This window comes from Kitasatospora sp. NBC_01287, from assembly GCF_026340565.1.
Classification (GTDB): domain Bacteria; phylum Actinomycetota; class Actinomycetes; order Streptomycetales; family Streptomycetaceae; genus Kitasatospora.
On record NZ_JAPEPB010000001.1, the window covers coordinates 2267968 to 2289608 of the forward strand.

Consider the following 21641-nt stretch of genomic DNA (forward strand, 5'->3'; position numbering starts at 1 on the left):
GCCGGAACCCCGGGGCGGTTCACCCGACACGGCGTCGCCGCCACCACCCACGGACGGGTGGTGGCGGCGACGCCGTGTCCTGCGGCCCCGCTCGCAGGGCCGGCCGCGGCCGGACTTCCCGGGGGTACGGCGCTCAGGCGCCGGTGCCGCCACCGCCCGGGACGTCCGCGGCGCTGTGCATGATGTCGTCGATCAGGCCGTACTCCTTGGCCTGCTCGGCGGTGAACCAGCGGTCGCGGTCGGAGTCCGCGGTGATCTGCTCGACCGTCCGACCGCTGTGCTGCGCGATCAGCTCGGCCATCCGCTTCTTGGTGCGCAGCAGTTGCTCGGCCTGGATCCGGATGTCGGTGGCCGAGCCGCCGAGTCCGGCCGAGGGCTGGTGCATCAGGATCTCGGCGTTGGGCAGGGCGAAGCGCTTGCCCGGGGTCCCGGCGGTGAGCAGGAACTGGCCCATCGAGGCGGCCATGCCCATCGCGATGGTGACCACGTCGTTCTTGACGTACTGCATGGTGTCGTAGATCGCCATGCCGGCCGTGATCGAGCCGCCCGGGGAGTTGATGTACAGGTAGATGTCCTTGGCCGGCTCGGCCGCGAGCAGCAGGAGCTGGGCGGTGATCCGGTTGGCGATGTCGTCGTCCACGGCCTCGCCGAGGAAGATGATCCGGTCGGCGAGCAGGCGGTTGTACACCTGGTCGCCCAGGCCGCCGATGCCGGAGGGCGTTGCCATTTCAACACGCTGGGCCAGTGTCACGGTACGACCGCCTTCTTCTCGATCAGGGAAACGGGGAAACAGGGAGGCCCGAGGGAAACGGGGCAGGGGAACAGGTCGGGAGTCAGGACAGGAACGGGAGTCAGGACGGGAATCGGGACAGGAATCGGGACGGGGAGCACTCAGCGCTCAGCTCCGCCAGGAGGACTGGACGAAGCCGAAGGCCTCGTCGACCAGGTCGGCCAGCCGCTCGGCACCGCCTGTGTCCACCCAGCGGTCGGTGGCCGCCCCGGCGGCGGCCACACAGCCGGCCGTCAGGGCGCAGACGCCGAGCTCCCCGGCCGCGGCCCCCAGGCGCTGCGCCACGACCGGGGTGAGCGCGTCGATGATCCGCCGGTAGCGCTCCCAGGTCTTGGCCCGCAGCGCCGGCACCCGGCGGATCAGCAGGCTGCGCTGGTAGAGCAGGGCACTGTCCTCGACCAGCAGGCAGGCCTCGCGGTAGCCGCGGCGGATCGCCTCCACCGCGGGCAGCTCCGCGGGCTGCGCCGCGATGCCGCGCACCACGAGGACGTCGTCCTCGCTGTGCAGGACGACGTCCTCCTTGCTGGGGAAGTGCCGGAAGAAGGTGCTGGCCGAGATCTCCGCAGCCGCGGCGATCTGCGGGACCGTCACCTCCTCGTAGCCGCGCTCGGCGAAGAGGCGCAGCGCGGCACGCTGGATCTCCAGCCGGGCCCGGCGCCGGCGCCGGGCGCGCAGATCCGGCCCGCTCACCTCGTCGCTCACACCCTGGCTCACACCCTGGCTCACACCCTGACTCACGCTGTGGCTCACGCCATGGCTCGCATCGCCGCCCGAGCTGCCACGCGCGCTGGTGCTCGCCTTGCCGCCGGCACTGACAGGCTGATCCATTGTGACACTCTCTCTCATGATGAGAGAGGAACGCAAGTACCTCCAGGCCGTCCCCCGATCCGCGGCGCCGGCCCAACACTTCCGGGATTCGCCTGCCCCTTAACGGATCTGACCTGCCATCATGCCGCGCGCGCGACCCAATCTGCCGCTCCGACGGGATCCCGCAGCTCGTGGGCCAGCAGTCGGACCAGCTCGTGGAAGCCGTACCGGGCGCCGCCGGCCGGACCGGACCGGTGCACCTCCAGCAGCCGGGCCCCGACCAGCTCGTCCAGCACGTCCTCGGTCGCCCCCTCGGCGGCGCCGAGCGCGGCAGCCGCCACCTCGGCCGGGAACCACGGCGCGCTGATCGCCGCCAGCCGGGGCAGCGCCGCCCTGGCCCCCGGGCCCAGGTCCCGCAGCGGGCTCAGCAGCCGCTGGTCGACGGCCAGTTCGCCGAAGGCGAGCTCCGCCACTCGGGCGCCGGGGGCGGCCAGCCGGCGGGCCAACTGGCCACTGGACCAGTGCGGCCTGGTGGCCAGCCGCAGGCCGGCGATCCGCAGCGCCAGCGGCAGGCCGGCGCAGGCCGCGATGATCGCCCGGGTCGCGGCCGGATCCTCCCCCAGCCGCTCGGCGCCGGCGGTCGCCGTCAGCAGCTCCAGGGCCTCCTCGTCGCCGAGCAGCGGCAGCGGCACGGTCCGGCCGGAAGGCGCACCGGCCAGCCGGGCGCGGGTGGTGATCAGCACACCGACCCCCGGATCGCCCGGCAGCAGCGGACCGAGCTGCCGGTCGTCGGCGACCCGGTCGAGCACCAGCAGCAGGCGCTTGCCCGCGGTGTGGGTGCGGTAGCGGGCGACCAGCTCGTCCAAGTCCTCGGCGGCGGCGACCGGCACGCCGAGGGCGCGCAGGAAGAGGCGCAGCACCTCCCACGGGCTCTTCGGCGAACCGTCGGCGCGGCGCAGGTCGGCGTAGAGCTGGCCGTCCGGGAAGGCGTCCCGGCAGGCGTGCGCGACCCGCACGGCCAGCGCGCTCTTGCCGATCCCCGGCATCCCGGTGAGCAGCACCGCGCCGGGCCGCCCGCCGGGGGCAGCGGGCAGCAGCAGTCGGCGGACCAGGGCCGACTCGGCGCGCCGGGCCGCGAAGCCACCCGGCGCCGGCGGCAGCATCGCGGGCACCGGGCGCGCTGCGTCATCGCGCGCGGCGGGGAGCGTCGAAGCGGCGGCGGGGGCCGGGGCGGCGGGGGTCGTCGGAGCGGCGCGCGGCGCGGGGGCTGCCGAAGCGGCAGTGGCCGAAGAACCCGTGGCGGCCGTGCGGGCCGTGACGGCCCCGGCCGCCCCGGCTCTCCTGGTGACCGTCGAGGCGGTGCGCCGCCCGGCCGACGGGTCTGCCGGGGTGCTGGCCGAGGTACCGGTCAACGTGCCGCGCAGGATGGACTGGTGGACCCCGACGAGCGCCGGCCCCGGGTCGATCCCGAGGTCCGCCGCGAGCACCCGGCGCCCCACCTGGTAGACGGCCAGCGCGTCGGCCCGCCGCTCGCAGCGGTGCAGCGCCGTCATCAACTGCGCCCGCAGCCGCTCCCGCAGCGGATGTTCGGCGAGCAGGCCGGTCAGCTCCGGCACCAGCGCGCGGTGCCGGTCCAGGGCCAGCTCGGCCTCGATCCGGTCCTCGGTCACCACCATCCGGGCTTCCTCCAGCGCGGCCCGCTCGGCGTCCGCGAGCACGTCGGTCACCTGGGCGAGCGCCGGCCCCCGCCAGAGCGCCAGGGCGGCCCGCAGGTGCGCCGAGGCGTCGTAGTAGCGGTGCTGCTCCAGCGCTTCGCGGCCCAGACCGGCCGCGCGCTCGAACTCCTCCAGGTCCAGGCGCGCGGCGCCGGTGCGTAGCAGGTACCCCTGGGCGTGGCGCACCAACTCCACCTCAGGGCCCAGTCGCTGACGCAGCCGGGAGACGTAGGTGTAGAGCTGCGCGCTCCTGGTCGCCGGTGGATCCCAGCCCCAGAGCGCGGTGCTCAGCCGCTCGTCGGAGACCAGGGTGCCGCGCCGCAGCAGCAGAACGGCCAGCGCCGTGCGGATCTTCGTCCCGGAGAGCGGCACGGGCTGGTCGCCCCGCAGGACCTGGACCGGGCCGAGCAGCTGGAATTCCATGGTTTCTCCTGTCACGGGTGGGCGCCGCGGCCACCGGGCCGCGCCGGTGCGGGTGTTCTGGCCGTGCGCACCGCTACGAACGGCGTGGCGGTGCGCGTGGTGGAGGCGGTGGGGGCGGTGGGGGCAGCGGAGACTGGTTCGCGGCGGGCGGCCCGCCGTCCGACCCGGTGATCATAATTCTGCCGAGCGGCGGGCTCCGATTCACGGCCGTCGGCTGACAGGATCTTGCCCGGACAGCCTCCTGCCACCTGCCACCCGCCTCCTGCCACCCGCCACCCGCGGCATCACCCTGCCGGGGCAGCCGCTGCGGCGGGTGGTTCCGTCGCTCCACTCGGCGCTTGTGGCTCCGTCACCTCCGCTCGGCGCGCGGGAAGCCGCGGACCGCCAGCGTCGCGCAGAGTGCCGCCAGCGGCAGCTCGGCGAAGACGGCCATCAGGATCGAGGAGGCCAGGTCGCTGCCGGGCGCGGCCGTCATGGTGTCGAACCAGGCGTCGACCAGCAGCAGCGTCGCGGTGGCCGCGGCCGCCAGGCAGGCGCGCGGGTCACCCCGGCGCAGCAGCAGGCCGGTGGCGAACAGGCCGGCCGCCTCCAGCGAATCCAGGCCGGTCCAGGTCCAGGCCCAGTGCGCGGCCTGGTCGGTGGCCGGCAGCCCGGTGTGCAGGAAGAAGAGCCAGGGGATCATCGCCACCCCCAGCACGGTGAGGACGGTGGCCACCCGGCGCGGCACCAGGGGCCGCACCGCGCCGGCCGACGCGCCGGCCGACGCGGCTGCGGCCAGGGCAGCGGCCGGGGCAGCGGCCTCGGCCGGTCGGGATCCGACGCCGGCGTCGGCCGGGTCGAACGTGATCTGTCGTCCGCTCAGCGCGACGTGGGACATGGGACCTGGCTCCTCACCGTGCCCGTCGTTCGGGCACGGTTCAAGCCTGCCGGGACGGCGACGCCGAAGCAGTAGCCCCGTCATCCCTCTTGAGGGTGGTGCCAGATACACCCTTCAGGGTGAACCCCTAGACTGTCCGTCATGTCCGCAGCCCTGTCCGCACCGCAGCGCGTGCGCCGGGCCGTGCGGGATCGGCCCTGGTCGGCCGCCGCCCGGCGGCACACCGTCTTCGTCGTCGCGGGCCTGCCGGTGCACGCGGCGGGCACCTTCGCGCCCCTGGCGCCGCTGCTGCTGGGCCTGGTGCTGGTCCCGCTCGCGGTCAGCCTGACCGCGATGCTGATCCTGACAGTGGTCTTCGGCGCCCTCTACGCGCTGCTGCTCACCAACTGCTTCCTGCTGCTCACCCGGCTGCAGAGCAGTCGGCTGGCGGCGCTGCTGGACATCCGGCTGCCCGCGCCGCCGCGCCGTCCGCTGGCCGAGGCGCTGCGCTCCGACGTGCTCTGGCGGCAGGCGGCCTACCACGTGCTGGTCGGGCCGTTCCTCGCGGCCGGCGCGCTGCTCACACTGGCCGCCTGGACCGGCGGCGCGCTGCTGCTGGCGCTGCCCTGCGTCGCCTGGGCGCTGCCGGCGAGCAGCCCGCTGAGCCCGAGCACCCGGCCGATCGCGGTCGCCGCCGCCTGGTTGCTGGGCGCGCTGCTGCTCTTCGCGGCCCCGGCGCTGGCCGGTGCCGTCACCCGGGCGGACGTCGCGGCCGCCCGCGCCCTGCTCGGCCCCGGCCGCACCGAGGAGTTGCAGCGCCGGGTGGACCACCTCGCGGTGAGTCGCGTCGCGCTGCTGGCGGCGGCCGACACGGAGCGCCGCCGGATCGAGCGCGACCTGCACGACGGCGCCCAGCAGCGGCTGGTCGCGCTCGCCATGAAGCTGGGCATCGCCCGCGCCACCCGCTCCGACCTGACCCCCGAGGTGCGGCAACTGCTCACCGAGGTGCACGCCGAGGCCAAGGAGGCGCTGACCGAACTGCGCGACCTGGTCCGCGGCCTGCACCCGGCGGTGCTGGACGAGCAGGGCCTGGACGCGGCGCTCTCCGGCATCGCCGCCCGCGCGCCGTTCCCGGTGCGGCTGCACGTCACGGCCCAGGGCCGGGCGGTGCCCGCGGTCGAGGCGGTCGCGTACTTCGTGGTCTCCGAGGCGCTGGCCAACATCGCCAAGCACGCCCGGGCCTCGCAGGCCGACATCCACCTGGCCCGGGAGGCGGACACCCTGCGGGTGACCGTGATAGACGACGGCGTCGGCGGCGCCGACGCGGCCCGCGGCACCGGCCTGACCGGGCTGACCCAGCGGGTCGCCTCGGTGGACGGCACCCTCAGCATCAGCAGCCCCGTCGGGGGCCCGACCACCATCACCGTGGAGTTGCCGTGCGAGCTGTGATCGCCGAGGACTCGGTCCTGCTGCGGGCCGGACTGGTCCAGCTGCTGCAGGCCGCCGGCTTCGAGGTCGTCGGCGACGTCGGCGACGCCGAGCAGTTGCTCGCGCTGGTCGCCGCGGAGCCCTGCGACCTGGTGGTCACCGACGTGCGGATGCCGCCCTCGCACACCGACGAGGGCATGCGCGCCGCCCTGGCCATCCGGCAGCACCACCCGGGCACGGCGGTGCTGCTGCTCTCGCAGTACGTCGAGGAGCGGCACGCCGCCAAGCTGCTCTCCGGCAACACCCGCGGGGTGGGCTACCTGCTGAAGGACCGGGTCGCGGACGTGGCCGAGTTCATCGAGGCGCTGCACCGGGTGGCGAACGGCGGCACCGCGCTCGATCCCGAGGTGGTGGCCCAGCTGCTGGTCAGGCGGCAGAGCGACCCGATGGAGCAGCTGACCCCGCGCGAGCGCCAGGTGCTGGCGCTGATGGCCGAGGGCCGCTCCAACGCGGGCATCGGCGAGGCCATGGTGGTGGGCGAGAGCGCGGTCGCCAAGCACATCAACAACATCTTCAGCAAGCTCGACCTCTCGGTCGCCGACGGCGACCATCGCCGGGTCCTGGCCGTGCTGCGCTTCCTGGGGGTCCCGGCGTGACGGCCGCCCAGGACCGGCCCTGGCCGCGCCGGGCCTGGGTGGCCACCGCCGCGCTGACGGCCGTGCTGCTGGTGCCGCCGGGCGCCCTCTACGGCTGGTCCTGGCTGGCCGCGAGCAGCCGCACCGACGACGTCACCCTGCACCACCGTGTCGACGCGCTGCGGCTGGACGCGCCCCGGGCCCAGCTGGTGCTGCGGCCTGGTCCGGACGACCAGGTCCACCTGCGCGCCACCCGGCAGTGGTCGCTGCGCGAGCCCGCGGTGACCTCGGGCTGGGACGGCGACACCCTGGCCGTCACGGTCGGCCAACCCGGGCCCGACCTCGACAGCCTGGCCTCCCGGGTCACCCTGGAGATCGAGCTGCCCGCGCGGGCCTCGGTGCAGGCGTCCACCGCCTCGGGGTCGATCGACCTGGCCGGGCTGGCGGGCGCGCTGCGGCTGAGCACCGGCTCCGGGTCGATCACGGTGGCGGACAGCGGCGGCGCCCTGGAGGCGAGCACCGACTCCGGCAGGCTGCGGGCCACCGAGCTCGGGGCGGGCGCGGTGACCGTGCGGACCGGATCGGGCCTGCTCGCCCTCGCGTTCAGCACGCCGCCGAGCCGGCTGTCGGCCTCGGTCGGCGACGGCCGGCTCGACGTCGCCCTCCCGCCGGGCAGCCGCTACCAACTGGCGGACAGCGCCTCGGGCTCCCAGGCGCTGCGCGTCCCCGCGGGCCTGGCCGACCCGGGCGCGGCCGGGCTGATCAGCGTCCAGATCGGCGACGGGAGCGCCGCGCTCGGGTACTGACGCGGTGTCGAGCGCGGCCCGCGCGGTCGTGACGGCGGGGCGGCGACTTGGCGGCCCGGCGGCCCGGTTGTGGACGGCGGTATAGAGGATATAGAGGGCCTCCGCCCAGGGTGAGTGGTGTCCCGCTGCGCCGGGACCGGCCCGCTGCAGGGCCGGTCCGCTCCGTCCTCCCCGGCCGCAGCCTGCCCGGGCCCCGGAGCGGCCCGCCGAGCCCGCGGAGGTGGGCGTGGCACTCGCACCGATCCGCGCCCGACGCCGCATGCCGGTACGAGGTGGCCGCCGCGCGATCGCCGTGGCGGCGGTGCTCGCCGCGCTGGTACTGGCGGTGGCGGCGGCGCTCCCGTGGACGCTGCGGCTGAGCGCCGCGCTGCCCACGACCGCCACCGCCACCGCGCACCACTGGACCAGGACCTGGCTCGGCTTCGACTGCGTGCTGGCGACCGGGCTGGCGGCCACCGGGTGGTACCACCGCCGCGACGACCGGCGGACCATGCCGGTCGGTGTGGTCACCGGCACCCTGCTACTGGTCGACGCCTGGTTCGACCTCTGCACCTCCCCCACCGGGCTGGAGTTCCAACAGGCCGTGCTGGACGCCTTCTTCGAGCTCTCCGGCGCCCTGCTCTGCCTGCTGCTCGCCGCCCGGCACGTTTCGGCGCACCCCTCGGCGCACACCTCGGCACACGGGTCGGCGCACGGGTCGGCGCACGGGTCGGCGCGCACGTCGCCGCACGGCGAGGCCGGGGCCGCCGGCGGCGGGCGGGTAACAGAGGTACCACCGGAGGTAGACCTAGCACCACCTTGAAGAGGGGTACCAGAGCTGAGGATTCCGGGCGAGCGCTGAGGCATCGTTGATCACGCGCCAATCACCGCGATCGCGAGAGGAGTTGCCGATGTCCTGGTCCACGCTCCGGGCCACCGCACCGTCCGCGCGGTCCGCCGTGTCCGCGCTGTCCGTCCGCTGGGCGCCCCGTGTCCTCGTCCTGGCCTCGGCCGCGATGCTCCCCTGGCTGCTCTACCTCGGGCTCAGTCTGCCCGGCACCGTCACGGCCCCGCACTGGCGAGCGGCCTGGCTCGGCCTGGACTTGGCGGGTCTGGCCACCCTGGCCGCCGCCTGCCTCCTGGCCTGCCGGCGCGACGACCGGGCCCGGCCGCTCGCGATAACCCACGCCACCCTGGTGGCCGCCGGCCTCTGGTTCGGCCGCTCCACCGCAGCCGCCGGGCCCGCTCCGGGCCTCCCATTGCTGGCCGACGGCGGCCGGCTCTCGCTCGCGGCCCTCTGCCTGCTCTTCGCCGCCGCCCGCGCCGCCCCCGGCCCTCCCGCACCACCCGTCCGCCCGCCCACCCGACCTACCGTCCACTCGCACCCTGGAGAAACGACATCATGACCGCTCTCTCGTCCGCCGCCTCAGCGCTGCACCGCAAGTCCGTCCGGCGGGCTGTGGCCGGCACGGCGGCAGCGGCGGCCGTCACCGCCTGGTGGGCCCTCGACACCGCGCCCTACCCCTACGCCCAGCGCTGGCTGCTGGACCTGCCGCTGCCCTTCCTGACACTGCGCCGGCTGGACGGACTGCTGACCCCCCGCCCCGGGGAGCGGATCCTGGAGATCGGCCCCGGCACCGGCCTGCAGTCCCTGCACGTGGCTCCCCAACTCGGCGACCACGGGCGGCTGGACATCGTCGACATCCAGCAGTCGATGCTCGACCACGTGATGCGCCGGGCCGCCGAGCGGGGCATCGCCAACATCCGCCCCACCCTGGCCGATGCCCACAAACTGCCCTTCGAGGACGCCTCCTTCGACGCCGCCTACCTGGTCACCGCCCTGGGCGAGATCCCGGACCCGAGCGCCACCCTGCGCGAGCTGCGCCGGGTGCTGAAGCCGACCGGGCGCCTGGTGGTCGGCGAGTTCTTCGACCGCCACCAGATCCGGCCGGCCCGCCTGATCGGCCACGCGAGCGACTCCGACCTGCGAGTCGGCAAGCTGATCGGCCCGCCCTTCGCCTACTACGCCCGCCTGCACCCCTGCGCAGAGCCTCTCGCGGCAGGAGCCGCCGGCTCGGCGGGGAGCCGACCGGCGGCCGTCCTCACCGCCTGATCCGCCCTGGCAAGGGCTCAGACGAGGTCGTCGGGGTCGAGCCACCCGCGAAGCACCGCCTTGGCGCCCGCCTGGAACCGGCTGCCCGCGTCCAGTCGGGCCATCAGGTTCGCGGTGATCCGACGGGCGGTGCGCACCGAGACGCCCAGCCTGCGGGCCACCACCTCATCGGCGTGGCCCCGGGCGAGCAGGGTCAGCAGGGCCCGCTCCTGGGCGGTCAGGCCGTGCTCGCCGGGTTCGGACGCCTCTCCGAACGGCACGGCCCCGGCCCAGACGTACTCGAAGAGCGTGCGGAGGATCCGCACCGCACCGGGGCTGCGGATCACCATCGCGCCCTGCCCCGCGGACTCCGGATCCAGCGGCACCAGGGCGACCCGGCGGTCGTAGATCGCCATCCGCGCCGGCAGCGTCGCCGCGGTGCGGACCTGCGCCCCGAGGCTCGTGAGCCAGCGGGTGTACTCGACCGTCGGGGCGTGGTTGGAGACGCTCTCCAGGTAGACCGAGCGCATCGCGACCCCCCGCTCCATCAGCGACTGGTCGGTGTGCCGGCTCGCCGCCATGTTCGCGGCCTGCTGGCCGCCGCCGGGGACCAGCGCCACCAGCTCGCTGGTGCAGTCGGCCACCAGGGACTGGATCCGCAGCCGGATCGCGTCGATGCCGGTCAGCACCTCGACCGGCGCCTCCTGCTGGGACCGGCGGTACTCGGCGTGCTCCTCGACCAGGCGCCGCACCATCATCCGACCCGCTTCGACGGCCTCCTGCCGCCGGCGCAGCTCCGCCTCCTGCCGGGCGAGCAGCGCCGCCAGGCCCACCTCCGGCTCGATCGCGCGCACCGCCCCCGGCTGCTGCCAGGACGGCCGCACCAGCTCCACCGACGCCAGCTCACCCAGCGCCGCGTGGACCCGGTCCGGGGCCCAGCCCAACTGCCGGGCGAGCTCGGCGCCGTCGGCGGCCGGCTCCCGGAGCAGGTACTCGTAGACGCGCGCCGAGTCCGCGTCAAGGCCCAGCAGGTCAAGCCTGAACGCCATGCCGGTCCCATCCCCCCTGGTCGGCGCCCGGCGCCGGGAAGGTCGACGGCAGCGCGGCCGTGCGCCGGCCGCCTTGACCGGGCGTGATCACCCGCCACCCTACCGGCCGCGCCGGCCAGGGGTCCTTCAGGAGGCCCGCTCCCCCACGGCCCGCCCGAGAGCCTGTCGGGTGGCCGGTTGATCACGCTGCGACGAGGTCCTCGACGGTGTCGGCTCGGGCGGTCCTGCGGTGGGATTCATGGCTCCACCGCGATGCTCGCCCGGCGAGCCGGACGAGCATCAGGCGGATCATCGCCACCTGGTGAACCAGCGGTGGGCCGCTGACGGCCGCGGAGTTGTCACACCGGCACACACCACGTGATCATTCCGGGGCCGTCACCATGCCCGGAGGGCAGACCCCGACCGCCACGCGTCACGCATGATCAGCCACCCGACAGGCTCTCAGTCATCCGTCGCGAGCACCTCCCGCAGCGCCTTCGCCTGCTTCACCACCTGATTCGCCCCGCCACGCCCGGCGGCCTCCGAGACCTTCGCGATCGCGCCCCGCGCTCCGCTGCGCTGCGCGCAGTCCACTGCCACCCCCAGCAGCTCGCCGAGCCCCCGCGCCGAGGTGCGCGAGAGCAGGCCGGGCAAGGCCCCCGCCAACACCGACCACACCGTCCCGTACGCCCCGGTGTCGGCTGCCACGCGGAAGGACTTGGCGAGCCGGGCGGGCTCGGCCAACCCGCATGACGCCATGTCGGCCAGCATTCCCCCGAGCAGCGTGCCGTCCAGATCGCCCCGGGCCGCGAGCACCAGCAGGCCGTCCACGGCGGCCAGCCGGTCCTCGGGAAGCCGGGCACCCAGCCCGTACCCGACCGCGAGATGCACGGCCGGCCCGGCGGGTCCGGCCGCCTCGGCGAGGTGCGGCAGCAGCCGCGTGCACCCCTTGACCTCCGGGTTGGCGACACCACCGGACCAGGTCAGCATCTTCGCGGCCAGCAGCTCCCGGTGGTTGGGGAACACCGAGAGCCAGGCGGCCGACTCGGGCGAGCGGCTCGTGTACGTCCGAGCAGCAGAGGCCTGCGGCTGAAGCAGCCACCGGCAGTCGGCCGCGAGAGGCTCGTCGGGAACGGCCAGGAACTGTTCGACCTGCTGCGACACAGCGTCCAGCCGCCGGATCACCTCCCACGGCGCGAGTCCGGCCTCCGCTGCCGTCCCGAGATACCCGGGCCCGGACAGTCGGGCCGGCAGGCCACCGGCCTTGATCCAGCGTGCCGTCCGCTGCCCGGCGGCGGAGGTGAGGCGCTCAGCGGCAGCCAGGACGTCGGGGTCGTCGGTCGGCACGACACGGAGCAGCGCCTGCGAGAGATCGGCATCCCCGGCCTCGGCATCCACCGCCTCGTACCCGGCCAGCCGCTCCACCAGGACGGCCGCGTCCAGTGCGCCCGTGCCCGAGGTCGGCGTGGCCAGCAGGTACGGGGTCCGGCGGGCGATGATCAGCCGAGCCGCCTCCTCCAGGCGGCCCGCGAGCTGGTGGCCGAACGGCGAGGTGTGGTCGCGACTGCGCAAGGCACCGGTCGGCGCGTACCCGGAGGCCGCCGCCCTGGCGACAAGGAGCAGGTCGCGGGCGGTGCAGTCCTCCCAGTCGCGTCGGGCGTGGTTGTGGGCCGCGAGTACCGGCAGCAGCGCCTGGGTGAGCGCCGGCCGGTTCAGGTGGGCCTGCCGTACCAGCCCGTCCAGGGCCCGTTCGAAGGCGACCACGTCCGGGTCGCCCAGGAGGATCGCGCTGAGCTCCTCGGCCACTTCGGCCGGGCTGACCAGCGGTCCGGGGACCGGCGCGGGTTGCGGTACGGGCGGCAGCAGTTCCTCGTACGTGCCGCTGGGCAGCTGGGCTCCGAGCAGCTCACCGGCCGACGCCGTGTGTGCCGGGTGGAGCGCTTCGGCCGCCTCCCGCAGCCGTGGCAGCACCCCCTCGCCCGCCGCCGCCAGATGACGGGCAATCAGCTTGAGCGTGTGCTCCTGCACCTCGGGATCGGGGTGCCCGAAGGCGTCCGAGGCCGCCAACACCACCTGTCCGGCCAACGCCGGGTCACGGCAGGCGGCCTTGTCCAGCCGGACCAACTGGGTGCGGACCAGTTTCTTCTCGGTCCGGAACAGCACCGTCCCGGACGCTTCGACGAGCAGGTCGGCCGCCAGCAGCCCGGCGTCGTCCAGCTCGCCGAGCACCTGTTGGGCATGGACCGCGACGGTGGACACGGCGTCGAGCAGCGCGAGATAGCTCCTGACGCGGGCCGCGTTCTCGTCCGTGGACGGCGCGAGTGCCTGAAGCACCTTCAGGAAGACCCGCTGATCGCCCACCCTGCCTCCACGCACCAGGCGGGCCAGGCAGCCGTCGAGCATCTCGGCGCGCTCCAGGACGCCCTGCTCGGTCAGCCGCGCCAGGCAGACCGGCCACCCGCCGCCGGGCTCGGTCACGTACCAGGAGCGGTCGAGGCTGGTCCCGATGTCGGCGATCTCGAACAGCCGAGGCACCAGCAGCGGGACGAAGGAGTCACCGGACAGCCGGTCCCACAGGTTGTCGCCGGGCGTCCTGCCGGTCAGGTGGGCGGGTGGGCCGTAGTGTTTGGCCGACCGCTCGTGCACCCAGCTCAGGACGAACGCGTCCGAGGTCGGCACCGGACACCCGGTCGTGCGCACAAGGTGCTCCAGCAGCGGGTACTCCCCCCACCAGCGCCCGGGCCGCCGCTCGGCGAGCCGGGCGACGACGTCGTGCTGCCACTCCAGTGGCCGGCTCTCGATGACGGCGAGCAGGGCGGGGTGGCGCGAGACCTCGCTCCAGCCCAGGCCGGGGCCGCCGATCCAGTCCGCCGCGCCCGAGGGCGAGGTGTGGCACCCAAGCCCGGCGATCAGCACCGGCTTGCCATCGGGCGCCGGCCACTCGGCGTCGCGGATCTCCTTGCGGATCGCCTTCAACTCCGGAAGGAAAGAGCGCCGCTGATCCGGCGTCAGCCCGACCAGCTCCCGGACGATCCCGTCGATGTCCTCCGCCCGTACCAGCTCGATCAGGTTCATCGCGCCCCCTCCCGGTTCCCGTCCGCGTTCTCGTCCCGCGCCAGGCCCACGGCCAGCGCGTGCTTGCACGGCCCGCGCCCGCCCCGGTACTTGGCCCACCAGAGGCAGGTGCAGCTCAGCTTCCCGTCCGCTGCCCGCCGCACCCGCTGGACGTGGTCGCCGACCGTCACCAGCGCGCCGCCACCCTCCTCCCGGGCCACCGCACCGGCCGCGACCAAGGCGTGCGCTGCCTGCAGACGCGGGTTCTGCGCCTCGGCGCGGCCGGAGTCGTACGGCAACTGCCGGTGGAAGTACGCGGCCTCGGCGGTGTCGTAGCCGATCTGCCCGGACGTGCCGAGCCGGGTGAGCGCCGCGCGGACCCGCTCGACGCTCAGCCCGGCCTGTTCGGCGAGTTCGGCCGGGTCGACCCGGGGCTCCCAGGCGAGCAGCACCGACACCAGCTCGGCGTCTGCCGCCGCGTCCGCTCCCGCGAGCGCGTCCAGCACGCCGCCCTCGCCCGAGAAGCCGCGCGAGGCGTCCGGCGACAGAGTGAGCGTCAGCCGCATGCCGGGCAGCACCACCTCCCAGGCGGCGGCCATGGCCGACGGACCGCCAGGTGGCCCGTACACCCGCAGGGCGAGCGCGTGCCGCAGCACCCGCTGCAACGCCACCAGCCGCTCGGGGCCGGGCAGGCAGACCGCGCCGGGGACGGGCCGGCTGGTCGGTCGCAGCGTACGGCCCGCGGGCACCACCCACTGCCGCACGGAGCGGCCGTTGCCGCGCGGGAGCGAGCGCAGGAAGCGGACGGCTTCGGATGCCGGTACCTCGGCGCGCAGGTCGAACCCGGCGGCCAGTACCTGGGTCTCGGCGAAGCCGCGAAGCCAACGGCCGGGCAGAGGGACCTTCTTCTCGACCACCGGACCGTCGAGGGTGGCGACCTCCAGCGCGTCCGGGCCGACGGCCAGGCGCAGCGGGTCGGCGGCGCCGATCCGGCCGAGGGCCTCGCGGAGTGGGTTGTTGACGTCGACGTTGGTGGTGCCGTGGCCGATCTCATCGCCGTCCAGCCCCTCGGCGAGCACGTCGAGGCGGGCGTAGACGCCGCAGCAGCCGGAGAAGGACTCGAAGCGAAGCCGGTCGCCGTTGGCCGTCACCACCGGATCGAGCGAGGCCCGCGGTTGCGGCTGGTAGTACCGGGCGGCGGCCACGTCGGCGACCGCGAGCAGTGCTGCTGCGGCGGGCGCGGGTGCGGTGAGGAACCCGCGGAAGAACTGCGGATTGGCCACCAGGCCGGCGGGTGTGGCACCGCCCGAGGTCTCCAGGGCGAGGCTGCGCCCGGCGCTGCTCTCATGCACGGCGGAGGAGCGGAGATAGGCGTACGTCTGTACGACTTGCGTCATGGCCAGGACGATAGGACGTGATGCCGACAGATCCGATTTCTGCAACCCGCCCCTCCGCTCTCCGTGATCCAGATCACACGACGCCCGCTCGCCTTCCGCCGGCGTGGGCAGGTGACCGACACCATCGGACCGGACTCTTCCGGCCGCCGAACGCGACTCGTTCATCGACCTGCTCCGGATCGAGGAGCTGGACAAGGACCTGTTCCGTGACCGATGCCATGCCGGGGCGGCGATGCGCACCTTCGGAGGTCAGGTCGCGTCAGGGAGGGTGACTGCCGGGAGCCGCGCGAAGAACCGGCGCAGCACACCGGAGACCGCCGAGAGCGAGGCGGCGCAGGCGAGTGCGGCCAGGTGCTCCAGGCCGGCCAGGTTCGGCAGCGCGACCGCCTCACCGATCATCAGCACGTTGACGCCGATCGCGGTGCACCAGGCCCGGTGGCGCCAGGCGACGCAGAGCACCAGGCCGACCACGGCCGCCGACGGCCCGGTGTCCCGGACCTGGGCGAACCAGCCCGGCAGGTGGTAGAGCCGGTGGGGTCCGTGCGCCACGCCGAACCGGGTGAAGAAGGTGCCCGCCAGGGTGCAGGCGTACCCGACGACGAGCGTCGTCCGCAGCCCCAGCACCAGTTCGGCGATGCCGAAGACCAGCAGGACCTGCGCCAGCGCGCCCCACACCGGCAGGTCCAGCGCGGGCACGAAGAGCGAGAGCGGGGTGCGCAGCAGCGCGGTGCCCAGCGGCTGGACGGCTTGGACCACCCCGATCCTGGCGGCGAACGCCGCCCCGCCGGGCAGGTGCTGCGCCACATCGAAGACGACCACCAGCGCCACCGCCGCCATCGTGAACGGCAGCACCGTGAACAGCCGCAGCATGAACAGCCGCACCGCGGAAGGCCGCAGCGCGAGCGGCCGCAGCGCGAACGGCGGGGCGTCCCGGCGGCGCTCCGCCAGCCGTGCCCGTGCCGCGCCGAGCAGTTCGCCCCATTCGGCGTCCAGCGCGCGGCGTGCGATCCCTCGCGCCCGCGCGCCTCGCGTCGACTCCTCCAGCGAGGCTTCCCCCATTGGTCCGCGCCCTTCCGGTTGTTCGGTTGCGGCGGGCGGACGAACGCCGTGCCCCGCAGAGCCATCGCACCGGAGTGGTCCATCTTTTCTCTATCCGGTCCCCAGCCGGATCGCGGAACGACTGGTCAGCCCGTGGCCACGGGGCCCCTTGCCGCTCCGTCGCCCGCCCGGCCGAGCAGCAGCGGCGAGGCCAGCCGGTGTCCCGGGCGCATCCGCAGCAGCAGGTTCAGCACGCCGGCCAGGCCGGGCATCAGGCCGGGCGAGAAGGCCTCCCGGGCCAGTCCGCCGATCGCGCCGTGCTCCTCCAGACCGCTGAGCAGCTCGGCGTCGGCCCGGCCGCGCTCTCCGCCGCGCGGCGGGGCGGCCGCGGGGCGGCAGTCGCGCAGCGCCGCCAGCAACTCCCACAGGCCCAGGTCGCCGTGGCACAGGGTGTGGGTCCAGCCGAAGCCCTCGCGCAGCGTGGCCGAGCCGGCCCGGCGGGCCGTCTCCAGGTGCGCCGGCTCGCCGGTCCGCCGGTAGAGGTCGGCCGCCGCCAGGCCGATTCCGGTGCTGCCGTGGCACCAGGCGGTCGCGTGGTCCACGCCGCTGGTCTCCCGCAGGTCGGCCCAGGCGCCCGCGCTCGGCAGATACAGCGATCGCTCGAAGTCCATTGCCCGAGCGGAGAGTTCGCACCAGCGCACGCGGTCCGCGGGCGAGCCGGCCGGGCTGAGCGCGAGCCTGGCCAGCGCCCAGCCCATGCCCGTGGCGCCATGCGCGAAGCCCCCCATGGCCGCCGGGAAGAGCGCGGTGGACCAGTGCGCGCCCCGCTCGTCCAGCACCGCCGTCCGCTCCAGGTGCCGGCCCGCCAGGGCCGCGCCGTCAAGCCAGCGCGCCACGCCGGTGGCCTCGGCGAGCCCCAGCAGCGGGACCACGGCCCCGGCCGCGCCGCCGAGCACGTCCAGCGCCCGGTCCGCGGCGACCCGCTCCCCGTCGAGCAGGCCGGCCCTGACCTGGGCACGCTCCAGCAACCATTCCTCGCCGAGCAGTTCGTGCAGCGCCGACCAGGTCCACACCTGGGAGGCGAGACCGGTGAAGCCGCCGATCTGCCGCACCGGCGCCTGCTCCTCGGTGGCGGCCAGCACCCGCAGCCCGCCCCTGAGCACCTCCTCCAGGCCCTCGACCGGGTCCGCGTGGCCGGCCGCCTGCTCCTGCCGGTACTGGGCGAGCGCGAACAGCACGCCGCCCTGGCCGCTGTAGAGGTCTGCGGTGAGCGGCCGCACCGCCCAGCCGACCTCGGTGAGCACCGGGCTGATCCAGGTCGCCGTCCCGTCCCGCCCGCGCACGGCCGCCGCGCAGATCGTCCGGACCGCCACGGCGGCCAACCGGCGCCGGCGCTCCTCGGCCCGCCGGGCATCCGGCGCTGTGGCTGGTTTCTGTGTCCGAGCGGGTAGTTGACGCTCATTCAGATACGCGCCCACCAGCGCGCCGCGGATCACCTCCTGCTCCAGCGGCAGATCGGCGCCGCGCCAGTCGCACAGCGCGGCGTCCAGGGCGGCCGGGTCGACCGGGCCGCCGAAGACCGGGACATCACCGAGGAGCAGATCGGCGATCTCCGCCTCGATCACCGCGGCCTCACGCGGCGCGATCGGACTGCCCGCCGCGTTGCGGGCCAGGATGTCCCGGGCCCGGACCAGGGCGCCCGCCGGGTCGTGCAGCGAGGCCGGGTGCCAGAGCATCCGGCCGATCTCCATGTAGGTCTGGGTCGGGCGGCGGATCAACCGGACCTCGCAGCCGTCGAACCCGGCCAGTGCGGACCGCAGTTCGCCCTTCTCGTCCAACCGGCGCAACCGGTCGGTCAACTCCGCGAACCCGTGCAGGACCTGCTGCCAGTGGCGGGACAGCACCGGAGCCGGACTGGGGTGGTTGCGGGCCGAGCGGAACTCGACGGCGGTGAGCTCCATCCGGGCGGTGTCGCGCCCGCCGTCCACGATCACCGGCATCGGGATCAGCGGCTGCTGGCCCGGTAGGCCCCCGGCGGCCGAGAAGTCGACCCCCGCCAGGGCGTAGCCGTCGATCCGCAGTGGCAGGATCCCGGTGCGCAGCACGGTGGTTCGCACCGTGCGGGCGGCGAGGTCGACGGCGTCGCCGCGGCCGCTCGGCCCGGTCTCCGGATCGGGGGTGAAGAGGCTCTCGGCGTCCACCACGACCGGCACCGGGCCGTGCGCGAGCAGGTTCTCGGCGTGCAGGTCGGTGCCGCCGAGCAGGCGCATCACGGCCAGCCAGTGGCCCAGGTTCCGGTAGAACAGGGCGAGTTCGTCCTCGTCGCGGCAGTACGCGTGCTCGACGTGGGCGGCCCAGCCGTAGTGGTCACCCGCGGCGGCGGCGCCGGTGGCACGGTCGGCGGCACGGTCGGCGGGAGCCCCGGTGCCGACCATGGCGAGCACCTCGGGCACCCGGATCGGGGCGGCGGTGCCGTCCGGCAGCACGGCGGCCAGGAACACCCGCAGCACCGCGTCCACCTCCAGCGGCCGCGGCTTGTACATCACCGTGCCGCCCGCGAACCGCACCCGCGCCACCGCGTGGCCGCCACGGTGCTGGTCGCCGACGCCGAGCTCGACTTCGAGCAGCGCTCCGGGCGGGCCGCCCAGCAGGGCGCCGATCGCCGCCCGGTCCCGGACCAGGCGGCGGGCCAGCGTGAGTCCGGCGTCGAGTTGCAGCCGCGCGGCGGCGGTGACCCGCTCGGGCAGCCCGGGGTAGCGCCCGCGCAGCCCGTCCAGGTAGTCGCCGGTGACGGCGCGGCGGATGAAGCTCCGCCAGCGGGCCCGCTCGTCCGCCCCGGCCAGCTCGCCGGCCAGGGCGGCGGCGCGCAGCTCCAGCAGGAACACCCGGTTCAACTTGAGCTGCAGGGAACGTGCCAGGGCGGCACCCAGGGCCTCGCCCAGCACCTGCCGTTCGGTGACCGCCAGGCCGGCCAGCGCCGCCAGCTCGCGGTCCGACTCGGCGAGCAGCGGGGCGGCCAGGGCGCGGACGGGCTCGGCGAACCAGCCCTCCGCCACCGGCTCCGCCGCGGCAGTGAGCTCGGCTGCGGCTCCGGCTCCGGCTGCGGCTGCGGTCTCGGTACCGACCTCGGTACCGGCCTCCTGCGGCATGGGCACGTCCTCTCCTCTGCACCGCGGCCCGGGCGGCCGCGTTCCGGTGCCCGGACGGACGGACCGGGCGGTGAAGAGCCATCGGCGGCGGCCCCGCGGGAACGGGACCGCCGGCGGGGCGGGACGGGGTGCGGTCAGCGACGCTCAGCAGCAGAAGGTGTGCGTCGACGCCGTACAGCCGCTGCAGTAGGTGAGCAGGCCCTCGTAGCTGTCAGCGAGCGCGGCCTCGGCGGCGGACCCGCCGACGTAGAGCGGGCCCGCCGGGTTGGCCTGGCCGTAGGCATCCTCCGCGCCGCCGAGCCAGGCCGCGACCAGTGCGTCCGCCCGCGTTCCGGTGATCGGCATATCACTCAACTCCATTCAGGTGTTGACCAGTTGTCCGCTCACGGTAGGACCGTATCTACACGCTGGCTGCCGCGAATTCCAGCCATCTTCACCTGAGCTGCCACGCTACTCCTGTGCCTGGCCGGGCAGTTGGTCAGCCCTTCAGCTCCCGGCAGAGCGCGAGGGCGTCCGGCGTCCGGCGTCCGGACCGAGGAGCGCAGGGGGCGGAGAGTCCGGGCGGCGGCCGGGTCCTTCAGTGTCCCGAAATGGCCCTGGCCCTTGCGCTTGCGCTTGCGCTTGCGCTTGCGCTTGCCGGTGAGGATACGAGCCATGTCGTTCCTTTCCGGTCGGCAGGCCGCGCCAACTGATTTCATGGACAGATGTCCATGTATAGTAGACACCTGTCCATGAAATCAGCGGTGGGAGCCGGCAGTGAAGACGACAGCGGATGTCCTGGTCGGCCTGGTGGCCGCCCTGCACGCGTACTTCCTGGTGCTGGAGATGTTCCTGTGGGAGAAGAGGCCGGGCCGCGAGCTCTCCGGCTTCGACCCGGCCATGGCTCGGGCCACCGCGCCGCTCGCCGCCAATCAGGGGCTCTACAACGGGTTCCTCGCCGCGGGCCTGGTCTGGGGTCTGATCGCCGCCGACCCGACGGGGTACCGGGTGCGGGTCTTCTTCCTCGGCTGCGTGCTGGTCGCCGGCCTGTACGGCGGCGCCACGGCGAACCGCCGCATCCTGCTCGCCCAGGCGCTGCCCGGGGCGCTCGCACTCGCCGCCGTCCTGCTGAGCCGTTGACCACCACCGCGCCGGGGGACCCCCGGGCCGCCCGGACCAGGGCCGCCCTGCGCCGGGCGCTGCTGGAGGAGTGCGCGGAGCGCCCGCTGGCGGAGGTCAGCGTCGCCGCGCTGGTGCGCCGGGCCGGAGTCGGCCGCGCCACCTTCTACGTCCACTACGGCGACCTGGAGGCGCTGGCCGTGGACGCCTGCGCCGACGTGGTCCGAGAGGCGGTGGACGCCCTGCACGCCTGGCGCGGTCTCCCCGACCCCGCGTCCCCGCCACCCGCGCTGCCCGCCTTCTTCGCCGGCCTCACGCCGCACGCCGGTCTCTACCGGGCACTGCTGCGCCCGGGCGGCGGCGGCCCGCTGGGCCTCGTGCTCCACGCGGACCTGCGGGCCCGCAGCCGTGCCGAACGCGCCCTCGCCGGCGCCCCCGAGCCCGACCTGATCGCCTCGGCGGTGGCCGCGACCTTCGCGGGGGTGCTCGCCGACTGGCTGCACGGGCTCGTCGAGGGCACCTCCGAGCAGATCGCCCACCAGGTCTGGCGCCTGCTCGTCACCCTGCACCGCATGCCGCTGCCGTAGCACGCGGGCACGCCGGCACGCGAGCGCGAGGAGGGACCGGGTCCCCCATGCGGGGGACCCGGTCCCTCCTCGCGGTGGACGTCCAAGTCCCGGGCCGACTGCGATCTTTGTGGTGACGGAGGGCGAACACCCGCCGCCACCACCATCGGCCACCCCTGCGAGGAACGACCATGCGCAAGCTCATCGCCGCCATCGCGCTCACCACCACCGTCGCCGCGGCCGGCACCACTGCCGGCACCGCCGCCGCCTCGGCGGCCCCACTGCCCGCACCCGACGCCACCGGCCGGATGAGCCTGCGGGGTTGGGCCCTCCTCAACGAACACGGCCCCGGCCCCAACCCCGGCGAACGGCTCACCGCGCGGGTCGACGCCCGGACCACCGACGGCCGCACCCGCGGACACGCCACCGTCACCCACGTCTTCGACAACGAGGGCTCCGTGCGGGTCGAGATCAGCGTCGACTGCCTGACCGCCGACGGGAGCGCCACCGTCGTCACCGGGAGCGTCGACTCGGCCACCTTCACGGTCCCCGCGGGCCGGCCTCCGCTGCCGCCGGAGCCGAGCACCTGGCATCCCGAGGCGGCCCTCACCTTCTACCCCGCCGACGCGAACGGCGAGCGCCGGGTCGGCTGGTCGATCGCGAGCACCGCGGACCCCGCTGTCCCGCCCTCCGTCACCAAGTGCGCCCCCACTGCCCCCGACCTCTGGACCGTCCAGGGCGGCTTCGCCCTTCGCCGGTGACGGGTGTCGGATCGCCCCG

Annotated in this window: 19 protein-coding genes; 9 read left to right on the forward strand and 10 right to left on the reverse strand. The window is 75.0% G+C overall.

The window, feature by feature from the left end:
* Positions 1–133: 133 nt before the first annotated feature.
* The 4 genes from OG455_RS09575 to OG455_RS09590 form a co-directional block, all read right to left on the reverse strand.
* Positions 134–727 carry an ATP-dependent Clp protease proteolytic subunit gene (locus OG455_RS09575; protein ID WP_266292083.1) on the reverse strand — a complete coding sequence of 198 codons (594 nt, stop codon included), beginning with the start codon at positions 725–727 and terminating at the stop codon, positions 134–136.
* Positions 728–898: 171 nt separating this feature from the next.
* Positions 899–1492 carry a TetR family transcriptional regulator gene (locus tag OG455_RS09580; RefSeq protein WP_266292085.1) on the reverse strand — a complete coding sequence of 198 codons (594 nt, stop codon included), beginning with the start codon at positions 1490–1492 and terminating at the stop codon, positions 899–901.
* Between the two features lie 245 nt (positions 1493–1737).
* Positions 1738–3735 (reverse strand): AfsR/SARP family transcriptional regulator, encoded by a 1998-nt coding sequence (locus OG455_RS09585; protein WP_266292087.1) that lies wholly within the window; start codon positions 3733–3735, stop codon positions 1738–1740.
* Positions 3736–4084: 349 nt separating this feature from the next.
* Positions 4085–4612, reverse strand: a complete 528-nt coding sequence (locus OG455_RS09590) for a hypothetical protein (protein WP_266292089.1) — start codon at positions 4610–4612, stop codon at positions 4085–4087.
* A 141-nt stretch (positions 4613–4753) separates the two neighbouring features.
* Between OG455_RS09590 and OG455_RS09595 the strand changes: the two genes are divergently transcribed.
* The 6 genes from OG455_RS09595 to OG455_RS09620 all read left to right on the forward strand — a co-directional run bounded on the left by OG455_RS09595 (position 4754) and on the right by OG455_RS09620 (position 9552).
* Positions 4754–6040, forward strand: a complete 1287-nt coding sequence (locus OG455_RS09595) for a sensor histidine kinase (protein ID WP_266292091.1) — start codon at positions 4754–4756, stop codon at positions 6038–6040.
* Positions 6028–6675, forward strand: coding sequence for a response regulator transcription factor (locus OG455_RS09600; RefSeq protein ID WP_266292093.1), 648 nt, complete (start codon positions 6028–6030; stop codon positions 6673–6675). Before OG455_RS09595 ends, OG455_RS09600 begins: the two co-directional genes overlap by 13 nt.
* Positions 6672–7460 carry a DUF4097 family beta strand repeat-containing protein gene (locus OG455_RS09605; RefSeq protein ID WP_266292095.1) on the forward strand — a complete coding sequence of 263 codons (789 nt, stop codon included), beginning with the start codon at positions 6672–6674 and terminating at the stop codon, positions 7458–7460. Before OG455_RS09600 ends, OG455_RS09605 begins: the two co-directional genes overlap by 4 nt.
* Before the next feature lie 226 nt (positions 7461–7686).
* Positions 7687–8262 (forward strand): hypothetical protein, encoded by a 576-nt coding sequence (locus OG455_RS09610; RefSeq protein ID WP_266292097.1) that lies wholly within the window; start codon positions 7687–7689, stop codon positions 8260–8262.
* An 88-nt stretch (positions 8263–8350) separates the two neighbouring features.
* Positions 8351–8845 (forward strand): hypothetical protein, encoded by a 495-nt coding sequence (locus tag OG455_RS09615; RefSeq protein ID WP_266292099.1) that lies wholly within the window; start codon positions 8351–8353, stop codon positions 8843–8845.
* Entirely contained in the window at positions 8842–9552 is a 711-nt protein-coding gene (locus OG455_RS09620) for a class I SAM-dependent methyltransferase (RefSeq protein ID WP_266292101.1), read from the forward strand. Before OG455_RS09615 ends, OG455_RS09620 begins: the two co-directional genes overlap by 4 nt.
* Positions 9553–9569: 17 nt before the next feature.
* On the opposite strand, the gene OG455_RS09625 is transcribed toward OG455_RS09620, so the two are convergent.
* From OG455_RS09625 to OG455_RS09650, 6 genes are all read right to left on the reverse strand, one after another.
* A complete protein-coding gene (locus OG455_RS09625) occupies positions 9570–10580 on the reverse strand; it encodes a LuxR family transcriptional regulator (RefSeq protein WP_266292103.1) in 1011 nt (336 codons plus the stop codon).
* Between the two features lie 441 nt (positions 10581–11021).
* Positions 11022–13634 carry a DUF6493 family protein gene (locus tag OG455_RS09630; RefSeq protein ID WP_266292105.1) on the reverse strand — a complete coding sequence of 871 codons (2613 nt, stop codon included), beginning with the start codon at positions 13632–13634 and terminating at the stop codon, positions 11022–11024.
* A complete protein-coding gene (locus tag OG455_RS09635; protein WP_266292107.1) occupies positions 13631–15010 on the reverse strand; it encodes an SWIM zinc finger family protein in 1380 nt (459 codons plus the stop codon). The genes OG455_RS09630 and OG455_RS09635 overlap by 4 nt, the downstream gene beginning before the upstream one ends.
* 249 nt (positions 15011–15259) lie before the next feature.
* On the reverse strand, positions 15260–16069 hold the full coding sequence (locus OG455_RS09640; RefSeq protein ID WP_266292109.1) for a hypothetical protein: 810 nt from the start codon (positions 16067–16069) through the stop codon (positions 15260–15262).
* 125 nt (positions 16070–16194) lie between these two features.
* Complete coding sequence (locus OG455_RS09645; protein ID WP_266300711.1) at positions 16195–19197, reverse strand: type 2 lanthipeptide synthetase LanM family protein; 3003 nt, start codon at positions 19195–19197, stop codon at positions 16195–16197.
* 144 nt (positions 19198–19341) lie between these two features.
* Positions 19342–19542, reverse strand: a complete 201-nt coding sequence (locus OG455_RS09650; protein WP_266292111.1) for a DUF6229 family protein — start codon at positions 19540–19542, stop codon at positions 19342–19344.
* Between the two features lie 411 nt (positions 19543–19953).
* Here OG455_RS09650 and OG455_RS09655 point away from each other — a divergent pair, with 411 nt between their 5' ends.
* The 3 genes from OG455_RS09655 to OG455_RS09665 all read left to right on the forward strand — a co-directional run bounded on the left by OG455_RS09655 (position 19954) and on the right by OG455_RS09665 (position 21622).
* Complete coding sequence (locus tag OG455_RS09655) at positions 19954–20316, forward strand: DUF1304 domain-containing protein (RefSeq protein ID WP_266292113.1); 363 nt, start codon at positions 19954–19956, stop codon at positions 20314–20316.
* Positions 20313–20882 (forward strand): TetR/AcrR family transcriptional regulator, encoded by a 570-nt coding sequence (locus tag OG455_RS09660; protein WP_266292115.1) that lies wholly within the window; start codon positions 20313–20315, stop codon positions 20880–20882. Before OG455_RS09655 ends, OG455_RS09660 begins: the two co-directional genes overlap by 4 nt.
* Positions 20883–21052: 170 nt before the next feature.
* A complete protein-coding gene (locus OG455_RS09665; protein ID WP_266292117.1) occupies positions 21053–21622 on the forward strand; it encodes a hypothetical protein in 570 nt (189 codons plus the stop codon).
* Positions 21623–21641 lie beyond the last annotated feature (19 nt).